The organism is Pseudomonas sp. P7759 (assembly GCF_013386445.1).
In the GTDB taxonomy this organism is placed as follows: domain Bacteria; phylum Pseudomonadota; class Gammaproteobacteria; order Pseudomonadales; family Pseudomonadaceae; genus Aquipseudomonas; species Aquipseudomonas azotoformans_A.
Window position 1 is genome coordinate 287,071 of sequence record NZ_JACART010000003.1, and the last position, 16,064, is coordinate 303,134.

Here is a 16,064-nt window from a genome sequence, read left to right on the forward strand (position 1 = left end):
ATCAAGGCTGCTGACGCGTCGCCGCCAACACAATTTCGCGAATGCACACATGCTGCGGCTGCTGGTAGGCATAGGCAATCGCCGAGGCCACGTCATCGGCGCTGAGCACGGTGCCGCCCATGTCGTGTTTCCACGCCTGATAGCCGGTCTTGATCGCTTCATCGGTGGTATGGCTGAGCAATTCGGTTTCCACCGCACCTGGGGCAATGGTGATAACGCGCACGTTGCTCGGCGACAATTCTTCGCGCAGGTTTTCCGAAATCCCATGCACGGCAAACTTGGTGCCGACATACGCCACATGATTCGGGAATGTCTTGCGACCCGCCACCGAGCTGACGTTGATGATAGTGCCGCTTTGGCGCGCAACCATGCTGCCGGCCACGGCGTGGATGCCGTTGAGCAGGCCTTTTACGTTCACATCCAGCATCTGTTCCCACTGCGCCGGGTCTTGCTCGCTGACGGCGCCCAGCAGCATGACGCCGGCATTGTTGATCAGCGCATCGGCCGGGCCGAACTGGGCTTCGGCTTCTTGCACGGCGGCGACCAGGGCCGCGCGGTCGGTGATGTCGACACCACGGTTCAAGGTATTCGGCAGGCCCAGATCGTTAAGGCGATCAATGCGACGCGCCAGCAGCAACAACGGATGGCCGGCGGCCGACAACAGGCGGGCGGTGGCTTCGCCGATACCGGAGCTGGCGCCGGTGATGATGATCAATGGCTTGCTCATGCATGAACTCCTGAGATAAGAAAAATCGATAACTGGATCGTGAGCGCAGTATATTTACCGTCGCCAAGGCTGAAAAATGCCTTATTTCTCTGTCAGTCATCGGATTAAGCTATGGATGTTCGTCACCTCAAGGCATTTCTTGCAGTCTTTGAAGAGCGAAATATCACCGCGGCAGCCCAGCGGTTGTTTATCAGCCAGCCGACGTTGTCGGTGACGATCAAGCAGTTGGAAGACGAGCTGGGCGTGGCGTTGTTTGTGCGTCAACCACGGGGTGTGGAAGTAAGTGCCGAGGCGCGTGTGCTGTACCCCCAGGCGCGGCGCATGGTGGCTGAAGCCGAGGCGTTGAGCCGCTTGTTTCGCGGACGCGAAAATCGCATCGCGCTGGAACTGGGTGTGGAAGGCGATATTGCCGACAGCCAGATTGAAACCTTCTTGCGCATGGCGCACCAAGGTCTGCCGGGCTTGTTGCTGACTTTGCAGGAAGGCTGCGAAGGCGAAGGGCGTCTGGCCGTGGAGGAAATGTGCTGTGAGGACGAATTGTTCCTGCCACTTTGGGAAGAGTCCTACGTGATGGTGTTGCCTGTCGCGCACCCCATGGCGCAGTCGGGCAGGGAGCAGGCCTGGGCACCGATTGAAGACTGGATCACCTGCCCACAACACGACTCACACCAGCGCTTGATGGCCCTGTACGGTCGCTCGCCACAAGCGGTGGCCGGGCACGCCGGTTCGCTGACCCAGGCGCTGCATATGGTGGCGGCCGGTGTGGGCGTAGCGATGTTGCCGCTGTCGCTGGCGGTTGAGCGGGCCGGTGTGGTGATTCGTGAATGGCATTTGCCGGCACCCACGCGTCGGGTCGGACTGTGTTTCGCCGCGCAAGCCCTGGAGCTGCCTGCGTTGCGTGCCTTGCACGAATACTTCCAGAACAACCGCCCGCCGCAATTGTCGGCCGCATAACCCTTGCGGATTATTCGAGCATCTGGCTCATCATCCAGCTACCAGCCGGCCCCGGTGGGTGCTGCCGCGACCACAGCGCATCCACCGCCACCGAGCGGGGCCAACCCCGGACGTTGAGTTCAACCAGCCCGGCGTTGCCAAAACGCTCCACCAACCAACGCGGTAACTCTGCCCAGCCAAAGCCGAGTTGCGCCATCTCCATCAGCATCAGAAAACTCGGCGCCGACCACACACGGCCCGAGGGGCGCGTTTCGTTGGGGCTGATGATGCTCGCCAGGCGCAGTTCACGGTGTTGTTGCAAGGCGTGCGGGTCGATGTTCGCTACGCGGGTCAATGGGTGGTCGGGTGCGACGAACAGCGCGATTTCCGTGCGTTCGGCAACGGGCGAGCGGGTCAGATCGGGCGGGTAAACCGCCTGGGCTTCGATCAAGGCAATCTGTGCGCGGCCACTCTGCACCAGGGCGATCAGGTCTTCGCACTCGGCGATCAGCCATTCCAGCTCAAGGTCCGGGTAGCGTTGTTCGAACGCCTTGAGGGCGAGTTCGAAGCGTTCCGACTGGTAGGTGTCGGACATGGCGATCGTCACCTTGGGCTCCAACCCCTGGGCCAACTGGCTCGCCGCCAACTCCAGACGACTGCTGGCCTCCAGCACCTGCTCGGCGCGTTGCAGCAGCACATGCCCGGCCGGGGTCAGTGTCGGTTTGCGACTGCTGCGGTCGAACAGCACCACATCCAGGTCAATCTCCAGGCTCGCCACTGCCGCGCTGACGGTGGACTGGCTCTTGCCCAGCTTGCGCGCCGCCGCGGAAAACGAGCCCTGGGTCGCGGCCTGGACAAACGCTTGCAGCACTTCGTGGGAGGCCATGACTATCGCCTTGATCGATGGTTATTAGTTATGAAGTATCGATTCAAAGGGTAATCATGGCAACCATCGTCACTTACGGAGAAGGGTCATGCACCCCACCAAGTCGATTACTGAACGTGTTTGCCAAGCCCTGGGTTTCGAAGGCCTGGCGTTGTTGATCTGTACACCGCTGCTAGTCTGGATCACCGGGCGGCCGGCCCTGGAAATGGGTGCGGTGACCCTGGGCTTGAGCCTGTTGGCGCTGACCTGGAACATCATTTTCAACAGTCTGTTCGACCGCCTCAAGGTGCGCCTGCAACTCTCGGGTGGCGGTTGGACGCGGGTGTTGCATGCGCTGATGTTCGAAGGCGGACTGATCATCGTCGCGGTGCCGTTGATTGCCGCGTGGCTCAACATCAGCCTGATGCAGGCGTTTATGCTCGATATTGGCGTGCTGCTGTTCTTCCTGCCTTACACCTATGTGTATCACTGGGGGTATGACGTGATCCGGGAAAAAGTCGTACAGCAGCGCCTGCCTAGCCAAGCTTGAGCCCGGCGACAAAATCCAGGAACGCCCGCACCTTGGCGGCGGGCAAATGCCGCGACGGGTAGTAGGCGTACAACGGAAAACGCTCGTCCGGCCAATCCGCAAACAACTCCACTAACCCGCCGGCCTTAAGCGCCGGCGCCAGCCCGAGGTCGAGCATCTGCGCCACCGCGTGCCCGTGTTCGCACACGCTGTACAAGGTGCTGGCATCGTTGACCACCAGGCGGCCATTGGTGCGCACGATCAGCTTTTCGCCGGGGCGGTGGAATTCCCAGGCAAACGGACGACCGGTTTGCGAGTCGCGAAAGTCCAGGCACATGTGCCCGGTTTCCAGGTCTTGCGGGACTGTGGGGCGACCGTACTGCTCAAGGTAGGCCGGGGAGGCCAGGGTCAGCACGCGCACTTCCATCAGCTTGCGGGCGATCAACGAGGAGGATTGCGGGATACCGAAGCGAATCGCCAGGTCGAACCCGTCGGCCACCAGGTCACCGAGTTGGTCGCGGGTGTGCAGGTCCAGTTGCAGGTGCGGATAAAGGCGCATGAAGTCGCCGAGTACCGGGCCCAACACCAGCCGCGAGAAGTACGGGTCGATGTTTACCCGCAGGCGTCCGCGCACGGTCAATGCACTGTCGGCAGCGGCGTTGGCGGCGTCTTCGAGGCCGGCCAGCAGTGGGGCGATTTCCTGGTAGAAACGTCGCCCCTCGTCGGTTAATTGCACTGAACGGGTGGTGCGGTCGAACAGGCGGATGCCCAGGCGTTTTTCCAGGCGGGAAATCGCCCGGCTGACCCCCGAGGGGGTCATGTCCAGGCTGTCGGCGGCGCGGGCGAAACTGCCGCTGTCGACCACGGCCGCCAATACGCCCATGCCGCCGGCCAAACCTGGATCAAAACTCATCGGTGATTGCCTGTCAGTGATCTGAAGGCATGGATGCTAGCGCAGAATGTTCAGAGAAACATGCCGCCCGAGGCCTCGATGCGCTGGCCAGTGATCCAGTTGCTGCCATCGGCCAGCAGCGTGGAAATCGCGCCGCCGATGTCGTCCGGCAAACCGGCGCGCCCCAGGGCCGTGTTGTTGGCCACCATCGCATTCACATCCGGGTTGTCGCGCACCGCGCCGCCGCTGAAATCGGTGGCAATCGCGCCGGGAGCCAGGGTGTTCACGGTGATCCCGCGCGGGCCCAGTTCCTTGGCCTGGTAGCGCGACAGCACTTCCACGGCGCCTTTCATCGAGGCATAGGCCGCATACCCCGGCAGACTGAACCGCGCCAGGCCGCTGGAGATATTGATGATGCGCCCGCCATCGCGGATCAGCGGCAGCAGTTTTTGCGTGAGGAAAAACGGTGCCTTGAAGTGGATCGCCACCAGTTGGTCGAACTGCGCTTCGGTGGTCTCGGCAAAACTGGCGTGGGCGCCGATGCCGGCGTTGTTGATCAGACAGTTGAAGTGATCCTGTGCGAATACATCCTTGAGCAAGCGGCCGACTTCACCGACAAAACCATCGAAGCGGCCACTCTGGCTCACATCCAGTTGCAGCATGGCGGCGCGGCCACCCAGGGCCTGAACCTGTTCGACCACCGCTTGGGCTTCAGTTGCCGCACTGTGGTAGGTGCCGATGATGTCAACGCCCTGTGCCGCCAGGTGCAACGCGGCGCTTTTGCCCAGGCCACGGCTGGCGCCGGTGATGAGTGCGATTTTACGGGTCATGGTGCGGTCCTCTCAGGTGATCAGTGGCAGCGAGTGTATTTATTCGCCCATAACGTGATAAACAGCGCTATACCGGAATCACTGGCCGGATAAGGCGAACAATCCCATGAACAAGCTTGAGCTGCTGCGCACCTTTGTGCGCGTCACCGAACTGTCGAGTTTCACCCAGGCCGGCGAGAGCCTGGGCCTGCCGCGTTCTACCGTGTCGGAGCACGTGCAGGCGCTGGAAGAATTGCTCGGCGCACGCTTGTTGCAACGCACCACGCGCAAGGTGCAGGCGACCCAGGATGGCCGTGTGCTGTATGAGCGCAGCAAGGACTTGCTGGCGCACATGGAAGAGTTGGAGGGGTTGTTTCGCCAGGATGAGGCGCAGCTGACCGGCCGGATTCGCGTGGACATGCCCAACGTGATGGCGCGCGGCATGATCCTGCCGCACCTGCCGCTGTTCATGGAGCGCCATCCGCTGATCCAGATGGAAATCAGCAGCTCGGACCGCCAGGTGGACCTGATCGCCGAAGGCTTCGACTGCGTGTTGCGGGTGGGCGCCCAGCCCGATCAAACCGTGGTGGCGCGCCGGGTGTGCAGCATGCCGATGGTCAACTGCGTGAGCCCGGCCTACCTGCAACGCTATGGCGTGCCGCAGACCCTGGCGGACTTGGCGGATCATCAATTGGTGCATTACGTACGGCCGTTGGGCGCACGTTCGTCCGGCTTCGAATACCAGGCGGGCGGCAAAGTGCAGCGGGTGCCGATGGCCGGGCGTGTCACCGTCAACAGCACCGATGCCTACCAGGCGGCGTGCCTGGGCGGCTTCGGCATTACCCAGGTGCCGCTGCTGGGGATTCGCACCTTGTTGGCCAGTGGAGAGCTGGTGTCGGTGCTGCCGGATTACCCGGCGCCGCCGCTGGACGTGTCATTGCTCTACGCCGGCCAGCGGCATTTGCCGTTGCGGGTGCGAGTGTTCATGGACTGGTTGGCGGCGACCTTGCAAGCCCACCTCTAGCGCCGTGCCGACAACTGCTGCGGTGCCAGGAACGCGTCGTGGAAATAATCGCGCACCGCCTGCATTGCCGGGGTAAACGCGCGCTCGCGGTGCCAGGCCAGGCCCACGCTCATCGGTGTCACTGGATCGGTGACCGTGAGCGTTTCGATGCGTTTGCCTTCCAGGGACCAGGGCCTGTGCACCAGGTCCGACAGGATCGCCACGCCGCTGCCGTTGGCGACCATGCTGCGCACTGCCTCCACCGAACTGGTGCGCAGGCGCACCTTGGGCGTCTGCCCGGCCTGCTCCCAATAGCGCATGGCGCTGTGTTCGGCCTCGTCAACCGTGAGCAGGATATAGGGCTCCTGGGCCACATCCGCCAGGCTCACGGCGCCACGTTCGCACAAGGGATGATGGCTGGGCAGCCACAGGCGGCGCTCTGAATTGAACAGGATTTCCGAGACGATATCCGGGTGGGTCAGGTTGGCGGTGAGTACCACGGCCATGTCGAACTGGCCGTCGAGCAACCCTTGTTCGATGGCCTGGCGTTCCTGCTCAAAGACTTCGATGGTCACGTCCGGGTGCCAGTGTTCCAGGCGTTGCAAATGGTGCGGCAGGAAGTAACCGAGCACCGTGTAGCTGGCGGCCAAGCGCAGCACGCCACGGGCGCGGTAGTCGGGTAGCGGGCTGTTCAGCGCGTCATCGACACTGCGCAGGATCACGTAGGCACGGTTGAGAAAGTGTCGCCCGGCGTCGGTCAGGTTCATGCCCTGGGCCGATCGCACGAACAGCTGCACGCCGAGCATCGCCTCCAGCTCCTTGATCGCTGTGGTCACCGCCGATTGCGAGATATTCAGGTGAATGGCCGCCTGAGAGATCTGGCCGATTTCGGCGGTGGCAACGAAATAACGAATTTGGCGCAAGGTGAGGGACATCGGCCTCTCCAAAACATAGGGTTATCTGATTTTCAGAAGATGGGCCATCTGATAATAGATCTTCCCAAGGGGTCAAGCCGCAGCCTACTTTTCGTCCATCACTTAGGCGGAGCGACTCTGATGCAGGCAGTGGATTTCAACTCGGACATGGGCGAGGGCTTTGGCCCCTGGACCATCGGCGATGGCGTCGACGCGGAGCTGATGGCCTACATCAGCTCGGCCAACATCGCCACCGGCTTCCATGCCGGCGACCCCGGCACCATGCGCCGCACCGTCGAGCGCGCCAAGCAGCTGGGCGTGGCCATCGGCGCGCATCCGGGCTTTCGGGACCTGGTCGGTTTTGGCCGTCGCCACATCAACGCACCGGCCCAGGAGCTGGTGGACGACATGCTCTACCAGCTCGGCGCCCTGCGGGAAATCGCCCGCGCCCAAGGCGTGACCCTGCAACACATCAAGCCCCATGGCGCGCTCTACATGCACCTGGCCCGTGATGAAGAAGCGGCGCGGTTGCTGGTGCAGAACCTGCAAATCATCGAACCGACGCTGTTGTTGTACTGCATGCCCAACTCGGTGATCTGGCGCGTGGCCAAGGAGTTGGGGCAGCCGGTGGTGCGGGAGTTTTACGCCGACCGTGAGTACGATCTGACCGGCTCCATCGTGTTTACCCGCAATGTGCGCGCGCTGGATCCGGCGACGGTGGCGGCGCGCGTCCTGCGGGCTTGTCAGACCGGGCTGGTGCGAACGGTGGAAGGCGAAGACCTGTTTATTGAATTCGATTCCATCTGCCTGCACAGCGACACGCCGGGTGCGTTGGAGCTGGTAGAGGCGACCCGCGAAGCGTTGGACCAAGCGGGCATCACCGTCAAAACACCCCAATAAGAACGATCCCTCAATTTTTTCGCCTGCCTTTCTACAATGATTCCAAGAGGAACAGACATGGCTGAAACATCCCCCATCCGCTACAGCTTCGGCGGCGATGAACACCTGTTTGCCGAGGTCAGCGACAGCATGTCCCTGGAGGCCTTTTTCAAAGGCATGGCCGTGACCCGCGCCGTGGAGCGCCTGGCGTTGGAGGGTGTGCTGGATGTGTGCCTGGCCAATGCGTCGTTCCAGATCCGCTTCGACCCCGACCGCATCGCGCCCCACGTTCTGCTCGATGCGGTGCAGACCGCCGAAGCCCAGGCCGTGGCTGAGCGCACCTTGCATACACGCATCATCGAAATCCCAGTGCTGTACAACGACCCCTGGACCTTTGAGACCCTGATGCGTTTTCGCGACCGCCATCAAGACCCCAGCGGTACGGACCTGGAGTACGCCGCGCGCATCAACGGCCTGGCCGATGTGGAGGCGTTTATTGCCGCCCACAGTGGGGCGCCGTGGTTTGTGTCGATGGTCGGATTTGTGGCGGGCCTGCCGTTCATGTTCCAGATGGTCGAGCGTGAGCGGCAACTTCAGGTGCCCAAGTACCTGCGACCGCGCACCGACACGCCGAAACTCACCCTCGGCCATGGCGGCTGTTTTGGTTGCATCTACTCGGTACGCGGTGCCGGTGGTTACCAGATGTTCGGCGTGACCCCGGCGCCGATCTACGACCCGGCGCAGCAACTGGCGTACCTCAAGGAACACATGGTGTTCTTCCGCCCTGGCGATATTGTGCAGTTCACACCCATGGACCGGGAGGCCTACGACCTGGCCGTTGCCGAAGTCGACGCGGGACGTTTCGACCTGCGCATCCGCCCTGTGGAATTTTCCCTCGATGCTTTTCTCGCCGACCCCATCGGTTATCCGAAATCCCTGCAGGAGGCGCTGGCATGATCAAGGTCCTCAAACCCGGCCTCGCCACCTCCGTGCAGGACCTTGGCCGCGAAGGCTATTACCACCTGGGCATCCCGCCGTCGGGTGCATTGGATCAATATGCGTTGAGTGCGGCCAACCACCTGGTGGGTAATCCCGTCGGCGCGGCGGGCCTGGAATGTACATTGATCGGCCCCGAGCTGGAGTTCCGGCAAGACGCGCTGGTAGCCCTCAGCGGCGCCTTGATGTCGCCGCGCCTGGACGGTGAAGTGGTGCACCAGGACACCGCGTTCCAGGTGCGCGCCGGGCAGGTGTTGCGCTTTGAATTTCCCAAGGCGGGCGCGAGGACTTATCTCGCGGTGGCCGGTGGCATTGACGTGCCGTTGGTGCTCGGCAGCCGCTCGACTTATACCCTCGGCGCGCTTGGCGGATTTAGCGGGCGGCGCTTGCAGGAAGGCGATGAATTGCCCATCGGTACAGCCAGTGGCACGGGCCGGGCGGGCAACAGTCTGCCGATGGCACTGCGCCGATCAGTGGGCGGCGACGTGACCCTGCGTGTAGTGCCGGGGCTGTATTACGAGCGCCTCACTGAGGCGGCCAAGAGCAGCTTCTTTGCCGAACCCTGGACCGTGGGTTCCGAAGCTGACCGCATCGGTTATCGCTTCAAGGGCGGCAGTGCGTTGAGCTTCCAGCCACGGGAGCAGCCGTTTGGCGCGGGGTCGGATCCGTCGAATATCGTCGACAGTTGCTACCCGATTGGCTCGATCCAGGTCCCGGCGGGATTGGAACCTATAGTGTTGCACCGGGATGCAGTGTCGGGCGGTGGCTACGCGATGATCGGCACGGTGATCAGCGCCGACCTGGACCTGATCGGGCAGATGCAGCCGAACCAGCGGGCGGGGTTTGTGGCGGTGACGCTGGAAGAGGCGTTGGAGGCGCGGCGGGTGTACAAGAAGCGGTTGAAGGCTATGACTGGGCTTTTCAATCACTGAAGAAATACAAATCCAAATGTGGGAGCGGGCTTGCTCGCGAATGCGGTGGATCAGTCAATTAATAGGCTGACTGACACTCCGCATTCGCGAGCAAGCCCGCTCCCACATTTTTGCCCTGTGTGGTGTCAGAAGAGTTGGGTGAACAGCCAGTAGAGGCTACCTGACAGCAGGATGGCCGCTGGCAACGTCAGCACCCACGCCATCGCCAGGTTGCGAATCGTGCGCATCTGCAACCCACCGCCATTCGCCACCATCGTCCCCGCGACACCGGACGACAACACGTGGGTGGTCGACACCGGCAACCCATACATATCCGCCGCGCCGATGGTCAGCATCGCCACCATTTCCGCCGAGGCGCCCTGGGCGTAGGTCAGGTGCGTCTTGCCGATCTTCTCGCCGACGGTGACCACGATGCGCTTCCAGCCCACCATAGTGCCCAGGCCGAGGGCGATGGCCACGGCGATCTTCACCCACAGTGGAATGAAGCGTGTGGAGCTGTCGATCTGTTGCTTGAACAGTTGCAGCTTGCCCTGGGTATCGGCGTCGAAATTGCCGACCTTGCCCTTGTCCATCAACCGAATGGTTTCGCTGGTCAGGTACATGTCGTTGCGCACGTTGCCCACGGCTTCGGCGGGCACTTTGGCCAGGGAGCCGTAGCCTTTCACCTCATCACCGATCTGTCCGGCCAGGGCGGCGAGGGCGGGGACCAGTTCCGGCGTGGCTTCCTTGGTGCGCACGTAGGTCGAGAGGATCGGGCGCGGGTCGCCGGCCAGTGCTTGCGGTGCACTTTTCACCAGGGCGACCTGGGTCACTTCGGCCACCGCCGCAAACTGCAACGACTGCTCGGCGGGCATGGTGCGGTTCAGCGCGTAGGCCATTGGCAAGGTGCCCACCAGGATCAGCATGATCAGGCCCATGCCTTTCTGCCCGTCGTTGGAACCGTGAGCAAAAGACACGCCGGTGCACGTGGCGATCAGCAGGCCGCGAATCCACCACGGTGGCGGGGTGTCGCCTTTGGGTGCCTTGTACAGCGCGCGGTTCTTGACGAACGCGCGCAGGGCCAGCAGCAACATCGCCGCAAACGCAAAGCCGATCAGCGGCGACAGCAGCAAGGCGTAACCGATCTTGATCGCCTGGCTCCAGTCCACGCCGCTCGTGCCGTCACGCCCGTGCATCAAGGCATTCGCCACGCCGACGCCGATGATCGAACCGATCAATGTGTGGGACGACGACGCCGGCAAACCCAGCCACCAGGTGCCGAGGTTCCACAGGATCGCGGCGATCAATAGGGCGAAGATCATCGCGAAACCGGCGGAAGAACCCACCTGCAAAATCAACTCCACCGGCAGCAACGCAATGATGCCGAACGCCACCGCACCGCTGGAAAGCAGCACGCCAAGGAAGTTGAAAAAGCCCGACCACACCACCGCAAAATGCGGCGGCAGCGAGTTGGTGTAGATCACCGTCGCCACGGCGTTGGCGGTGTCGTGGAAGCCGTTGACGAACTCGAACCCCAGGGCGATCAACAGTGCCACGCCAAGCAGCAAGAAGGGCGTCCAGGTGGTGAGTTGGGCGCCCATTTCGTGCATGTCGTGCATCAGGCTGTAGGCGGTGAACAGCAGGCCCATGGCGAGCACGGCAAAGAAGATGATCACCGTCACCAGGCCGGGTTTCTTGTCCAGCCTGGGTTTGGGGTCTGCGGGAGACGCGTGGGGGGAGGCAGTCAGGGAAGGGGTGGCCATGCCGGAGCATCCATGTTGGGAGGATGTCGTTCATGATCATTGCAAGATGTTACAGAGATGCTGCCATATATCAGTGTTTAGGTGATTGAACCGGCCGCTGGTCAGTAATCCTTGCGCTTCCTGAACGCCCAACGCCCGGCAATCAGGGTAAAGGTCGCGACCAATGCCACCAGAATCCAGAAGCCTTCCGGGTCCTGGGAAAGCGGTACGCCGCCTACGTTCATGCCGAAAAAACCGGCGATGATATTAATCGGCAGCGCCAGCACCGTTACCACCGTGAGGGTGAACAGCGTGCGGTTGCTTTGCTCGTTGAGGTTGGCGGCGATTTCTTCCTGCAACAACTTGATGCGTTCGCCCAGGGCCATCAGGTCGTTGATGATCAGCGCGAACTCCTCGGTGGATTTGCGCAATTCCTTCACGTCTTCCTTTTGCAGCCACTGCGGCGGGCGGTTGAGCAGGCGCAGCAGCGAGCCCGGCTCCAACGCCAGCAGGCGTTGCAGGCGCACCAGCACCCGGCGTGCGGCGCCCAGTTCAGCACGGTTGGTGGACAGGCGCGAGGACAGCAACTGGTCTTCGATATGGTCGACGCTGATGCTGGTCTTGCGCACGATCTGGGTCAGCACTTCACCCTGGTCGCGCAGCAAATGCACCAGCAAGGCCAGTGGCGAGCGAAAGCTTTCGCCAGCCTTTACCGACGAGCGCAACTTATCCACCGAGTGCAAGGGTTGCAGGCGCGCGCTGATCAAAAGGCGGCTGCGGGCGCAGACCCACAGCGTGGAAATGTCCGACGAGACCATGCTGCTGAAGTTGAACACCACGTCGTTGACCACCGCCAGCAAGGCCGAGTCGACGTGTTCGATGCGCGTGGAGCGCGAGCCTTCATGCAGGGCTTCGAAGAATTCTTCCGGCAGGTCCAGGTGTGCCTGCATCCAACGCTCGCACGCGGCATGGGCGAGGTTCAGGTGCAGCCACAAAAACTCCTCCGGGTCGCCCGGTTGGCGCAACGCCTGGAGCGCCGCCGCCGAATCTATCTGCTCACCCTTTTCCCCTGGGCGAAAACGAAAACCGTAGAGCAAGCCAAACAGGTCGGAATCCTGGTGGCTGTGATCGATGCTGTGGTTCATGAGGGCTCGCAGAAAAAGCGCCTGTAGGAGATTTCACAGGTTCGCATGCGCGAATCATTGCAAGGGGGTTTGACAGTTTTGTGACGGTTTTGAATTTATTTCGTTGTGGTGACATTTATTTGACCGTTTGTCAGTAACCGTTCAAGAAGGCTCTAAATCGGCCGATTCAAGGCGTTAAGAACCGCAGTGGACCGGCGGTGCCTTTTGATGACAAGGACGTTACGCGTGCATGCACCCATTCCTTGTATCGAGGCTTTTCCCCGATGAATGTTTTGCGAACCTCCTTGAGAGCACAAATCCTGTCGCTGCTCGGTGGCAGCCTGTTGGCGATGCTGTTGATCGCCCTGGCCTGTTTCAACTTTTTGTCCAACGGGGTGCAGAGCTATCGCAGCTTGATCGATGGGCCGCTGCTGACTTCACAATTGATTGACGAGGCCAACCTGCAATTCAAGGTGCAGGTGCAGGAATGGAAAAACGTTCTGCTGCGCGGCAAGCAGCCCCAGGACATGGAGAAATACTGGGGCCAGTTCCAGGACCGCCAGCGCGATGTGCAAGGTATCCTCACGCGGCTTGTCACCCAGACCAGCAGCGACCCGAGCCTGAGCCGCCGCATCGACACCTTGCGCCAGGAACACCAGCAACTCGGCGTGGCTTACCAGAAGGGCCGCGATGCCTACGTGGCCGCCGGAGGCGATGCAACGGCCGGCGACACTGCGGTAAAAGGAGTGGACCGTGCCGCCAGTGAGCAGATGAGTGCGTTGGTCAGCGACCTGCGCGAACAAGGCAGCCAGCAATCCAAGGCCATCAGTGCCTATGCCGAACGCACCGTGCTGGTGGGGCTGGCGATCATGCTGTTGTCCGGCATATTGATCGGACTGTTCAGCCTGTGGCTGATCAACCGCAACCTGATCCTGCCGATCCGTGGCTTGATCGACTACGTGACGCAACTGAGCCATGGTCGCTTTGCCGAGCGTGTTGCCAGCCGTCGTCAGGATGAGCTGGGCCACCTGGCCGCTGCCGCAAATACCTTGCGTGACTTCCTGGCCGAAACCTTCAGCCGTTTGCAGCGCAGTGCGACCGACTTGGTCAGCGCCAGCGGCGAGTTGAATGCCATCGCCGGGCAGATGGCGACGGGCACCAACGATCAATTCAACCGTACCGACCAAGTGGCCACGGCCATGACGGAAATGTCGGCCACCGCGCAGGAAGTCGCGCGCCACGCCGCCAGTGCCTCACGCGCGGCGGACGAGGCCGATCACTCGGCCCGCGAAGGCGGTGAAGTGATGAAAGTCACCATTGCCACCATCGGCCAGATGCGCAACGAGATCCTTAATACCGGCACCATCATCCGCCGCCTGGAAACCGACAGCGTGCGCATTGGAAAGGTGCTGGAAGTGATTCGCGGCATTGCCGAACAGACCAACCTGCTGGCGCTCAACGCCGCCATTGAAGCGGCACGCGCGGGTGAAGCCGGCCGGGGTTTTGCGGTGGTGGCCGATGAAGTGCGCAGCCTGGCGCAACGCACGGCGGCGTCGATAATCGAGATCAACGGGATTATCGAAGCGGTACAGACCGGCGCGGTGGATGCGGCTGAAGCCATCGTGAGTGGCCAGTCGTGCAGCGATGAGAGTGTGGAGAAGGTCACACAGGCCGGCGCCATGCTCGCGCACATCACCCAGGCGGTGGAGGCGATCCGCGACATGAACCGCCAGATCGCCACGGCGGCCGAAGAGCAGACCTCGGTAGCCGAGGACATCTCGCGCAACATCACGCAGATCACCACGGTGGCGACGGCCAACCTGGATAACGTGCAGCGCACCGAAGCAGCGAGCCACAACTTGCGCGGGTTATCGAGCGAGTTGAATGAAGTGACGGCGCGTCTGGGCGCCTGACCGGGCACAAAAAAACGCCACCCAAATGTGGGAGCGGGCTTGCTCGCGAACGCGGAGTGTCAGTCGACCTATTCATTGACTGATCCACCGCATTCGCGAGCAAGCCCGCTCCCACATGGGGTTCTGCGTTTTAATCAAGTATCGAGTTTGTTTTCCAGCACTTCGCTGGTTTTGGCGTCGAGCTTGACGTCCCACTTTTTGCCGGTGGTGTCAGTCAGGTCGACTTCGTAGACCAGGCGGCCGGCTTCGTTATCCAACTCGGTGTCGTTGATCACGGCGCCGGGATGTTTGGCCAGGGCGTCTTTGTTGAGTTGCTCGAAAGGCTTCACGGCGCCGGACTGCAACAGGCTTGGAATCTGGTCCGGGCGAACATCGGCCTGGGCCAGGCCGGCGGTCAGGGTCAGAGCAGTAGCGGCGAACAAAGCGGTCAGGGTTTTCATGGTGTGTGTCCTTCTGGTGAGCTGTTTAAGTGGCGCCAGATTAACCAGCGCAACTTAACTCATCCTTAATGGCACACTGACTACATCAATACTTATAGTCGTTCAGCAGATCTTGCACGCTGGACGACGGCCAGCGCTTGTAGAACTTCAGCAGTTCGGCGGCGCGGTTGGTGAAGATGCCATCCACGCCGGCCTTCATCACTTTGTCGAAGTCCACCGGCTCGTCGACGGTGTAGACGTGCACCAGCAGGCCCTTGTCGTGGGTCAGCTTGTTCATCTCCGGTTTGACCAGGTCCGAATAGCTCTGGTCGCCGTGGTCCGTCAGCTCAGCCGAGGGGCCGGTGCCGATGGCGCCGAGGCTCTTGGCTTCGTCGACCCACTTTTCGAACTCGGCCGCGTCTTTCGGCTCTTGCTTGGCGTAGTAGGCGGCCTTGGTGGTTTCGCCGGATTCAGCAAATGTCTGCTTGTTCTTCGGCTCGATGCTGCCTTCACCCACCCACAGCAACAGGATCTTCGGGGTGTTCGGCATTTCTTTCTGCAGCTCTTTCAGGCTGGCCACTTCGAAGGTTTGCAGCACCACGCGCCCCTTGCCCTGGCCGACGCCAGTGTTGCTCTTGCCCAGCTTGGAACCGGCAGAACTCAGCCAGCCCTTGTCGAGCAGCTTGTTCTTCAGGTCGGCTTCGATGCCTGGGAATTGCTTGGGCTCCTTGGTTTCGATGTACAGGCCGGGTTTGTGCTGTGGGTTGCCTTCGGCGATCTTGATGATGTCGTCCAGGCTCTGGATTTTCAGGCCGACGAAGCCTGGACGTGCGCGGTCCGGGTAGGCGGCGTTGAACCAGCTGCCGGCGTCGAGGGTTTGCAGTTCTTTCCAAGTGAACTCGTTGGCCGGGGCGTCCTTGCGATCTGGGAACTTGGTGGCCACGTCGGTGGTGCGCTGCAGGTTGTTGTCGTGCAGGGCGAATAGCACGCCGTCCTTGCTGCGCTGCAGGTCCATTTCCAGGTAGTCGGCACCCAGGTCGCGGGCGATCTTGTAGGCCGCAGCGGTGGATTCCGGTGCATCGAAGGAAGCGCCACGGTGGGCGATCACGGCGGGGTAGGGGATGCCTTCGTTGGTCGCCAATTCAGCCGGGCTGATAGGGTCTTGCGCATGTGCCTGGCCAAGGCCGAGCATCAGGGCGAGCAGCAGGGCGCTCTTGGTAAACGTGACGGGCATATGCGAAGTCCTTTCGTGGAGGTAGCTTTGAGAAGGCCTCCTTTTTAACAATTGATTGCGAAAGGCGCTATCACCAAACCGACATTAACGTGCGCAGGCTTCAATTTTCTCGGATTTTTCCCGAGGCATTGCAGTATTCTTGCTCGCAGCTGCCCCATCAGAGGGCGGTACTTT

16 protein-coding genes are annotated in these 16,064 nt (G+C 61.7%); 7 read left to right on the forward strand and 9 right to left on the reverse strand.

What is annotated here, in order from left to right; translation table 11 throughout:
* Position 1: 1 nt before the first annotated feature.
* Positions 2-727, reverse strand: a complete 726-nt coding sequence (locus HX823_RS02095; RefSeq protein WP_177074013.1) for an SDR family oxidoreductase — start codon at positions 725-727, stop codon at positions 2-4.
* 111 nt (positions 728-838) lie between these two features.
* On the opposite strand from HX823_RS02095, the gene HX823_RS02100 reads away from it, so the two are divergent.
* On the forward strand, positions 839-1,681 hold the full coding sequence (locus HX823_RS02100; RefSeq protein WP_177074014.1) for a LysR family transcriptional regulator: 843 nt from the start codon (positions 839-841) through the stop codon (positions 1,679-1,681).
* A 10-nt stretch (positions 1,682-1,691) separates the two neighbouring features.
* Here the strand turns inward: HX823_RS02100 and HX823_RS02105 are convergent, their stop codons facing one another.
* The gene (locus tag HX823_RS02105; RefSeq protein ID WP_177074015.1) at positions 1,692-2,546 is read right to left on the reverse strand and encodes a LysR family transcriptional regulator; all 855 of its coding nucleotides are present in this window, start codon (positions 2,544-2,546) and stop codon (positions 1,692-1,694) included.
* 88 nt (positions 2,547-2,634) lie between these two features.
* On the opposite strand from HX823_RS02105, the gene HX823_RS02110 reads away from it, so the two are divergent.
* Positions 2,635-3,075 carry a multidrug/biocide efflux PACE transporter gene (locus HX823_RS02110; protein WP_038850604.1) on the forward strand — a complete coding sequence of 147 codons (441 nt, stop codon included), beginning with the start codon at positions 2,635-2,637 and terminating at the stop codon, positions 3,073-3,075.
* Here HX823_RS02110 and HX823_RS02115 read toward each other — a convergent pair.
* Both HX823_RS02115 and HX823_RS02120 read right to left on the reverse strand, forming a co-directional pair.
* Positions 3,062-3,967 (reverse strand): LysR family transcriptional regulator, encoded by a 906-nt coding sequence (locus HX823_RS02115; protein ID WP_038850605.1) that lies wholly within the window; start codon positions 3,965-3,967, stop codon positions 3,062-3,064. The genes HX823_RS02110 and HX823_RS02115 overlap by 14 nt on opposite strands.
* A gap of 50 nt (positions 3,968-4,017) precedes the next feature.
* Positions 4,018-4,776 (reverse strand): SDR family NAD(P)-dependent oxidoreductase, encoded by a 759-nt coding sequence (locus HX823_RS02120; protein ID WP_177074016.1) that lies wholly within the window; start codon positions 4,774-4,776, stop codon positions 4,018-4,020.
* A gap of 106 nt (positions 4,777-4,882) precedes the next feature.
* Between HX823_RS02120 and HX823_RS02125 the strand changes: the two genes are divergently transcribed.
* Positions 4,883-5,779 (forward strand): LysR family transcriptional regulator, encoded by an 897-nt coding sequence (locus tag HX823_RS02125; protein WP_177074017.1) that lies wholly within the window; start codon positions 4,883-4,885, stop codon positions 5,777-5,779.
* Here the strand turns inward: HX823_RS02125 and HX823_RS02130 are convergent.
* Positions 5,776-6,693, reverse strand: a complete 918-nt coding sequence (locus HX823_RS02130; protein WP_016978327.1) for a LysR family transcriptional regulator — start codon at positions 6,691-6,693, stop codon at positions 5,776-5,778. The genes HX823_RS02125 and HX823_RS02130 overlap by 4 nt on opposite strands.
* A 120-nt stretch (positions 6,694-6,813) precedes the next feature.
* Between HX823_RS02130 and HX823_RS02135 the strand changes: the two genes are divergently transcribed.
* Genes HX823_RS02135 through HX823_RS02145 form a run of 3 tightly spaced genes read left to right on the forward strand, consistent with a single transcriptional unit; the run spans position 6,814 to position 9,479 of the window.
* Positions 6,814-7,572 carry a 5-oxoprolinase subunit PxpA gene (locus tag HX823_RS02135; RefSeq protein ID WP_177053507.1) on the forward strand — a complete coding sequence of 253 codons (759 nt, stop codon included), beginning with the start codon at positions 6,814-6,816 and terminating at the stop codon, positions 7,570-7,572.
* A 57-nt stretch (positions 7,573-7,629) separates the two neighbouring features.
* Positions 7,630-8,508, forward strand: a complete 879-nt coding sequence (locus HX823_RS02140) for an allophanate hydrolase subunit 1 (RefSeq protein ID WP_177074018.1) — start codon at positions 7,630-7,632, stop codon at positions 8,506-8,508.
* Positions 8,505-9,479 carry a biotin-dependent carboxyltransferase family protein gene (locus HX823_RS02145; RefSeq protein ID WP_177074019.1) on the forward strand — a complete coding sequence of 325 codons (975 nt, stop codon included), beginning with the start codon at positions 8,505-8,507 and terminating at the stop codon, positions 9,477-9,479. The genes HX823_RS02140 and HX823_RS02145 overlap by 4 nt, the downstream gene beginning before the upstream one ends.
* Before the next feature lie 125 nt (positions 9,480-9,604).
* On the opposite strand, the gene HX823_RS02150 is transcribed toward HX823_RS02145, so the two are convergent.
* Both HX823_RS02150 and HX823_RS02155 read right to left on the reverse strand, forming a co-directional pair.
* Positions 9,605-11,221, reverse strand: coding sequence for an inorganic phosphate transporter (locus tag HX823_RS02150; RefSeq protein WP_038845272.1), 1,617 nt, complete (start codon positions 11,219-11,221; stop codon positions 9,605-9,607).
* Between the two features lie 101 nt (positions 11,222-11,322).
* Positions 11,323-12,345 (reverse strand): transporter, encoded by a 1,023-nt coding sequence (locus HX823_RS02155; RefSeq protein WP_016978332.1) that lies wholly within the window; start codon positions 12,343-12,345, stop codon positions 11,323-11,325.
* Between the two features lie 263 nt (positions 12,346-12,608).
* Here HX823_RS02155 and HX823_RS02160 point away from each other — a divergent pair, with 263 nt between their 5' ends.
* Positions 12,609-14,237 (forward strand): methyl-accepting chemotaxis protein, encoded by a 1,629-nt coding sequence (locus HX823_RS02160; protein ID WP_177074020.1) that lies wholly within the window; start codon positions 12,609-12,611, stop codon positions 14,235-14,237.
* A 134-nt stretch (positions 14,238-14,371) separates the two neighbouring features.
* On the opposite strand, the gene HX823_RS02165 is transcribed toward HX823_RS02160, so the two are convergent.
* Positions 14,372-14,677 (reverse strand): PepSY domain-containing protein, encoded by a 306-nt coding sequence (locus HX823_RS02165; RefSeq protein ID WP_033896270.1) that lies wholly within the window; start codon positions 14,675-14,677, stop codon positions 14,372-14,374.
* A gap of 85 nt (positions 14,678-14,762) precedes the next feature.
* Positions 14,763-15,890 (reverse strand): glycerophosphodiester phosphodiesterase family protein, encoded by a 1,128-nt coding sequence (locus HX823_RS02170; RefSeq protein WP_177074021.1) that lies wholly within the window; start codon positions 15,888-15,890, stop codon positions 14,763-14,765.
* Positions 15,891-16,064 lie beyond the last annotated feature (174 nt).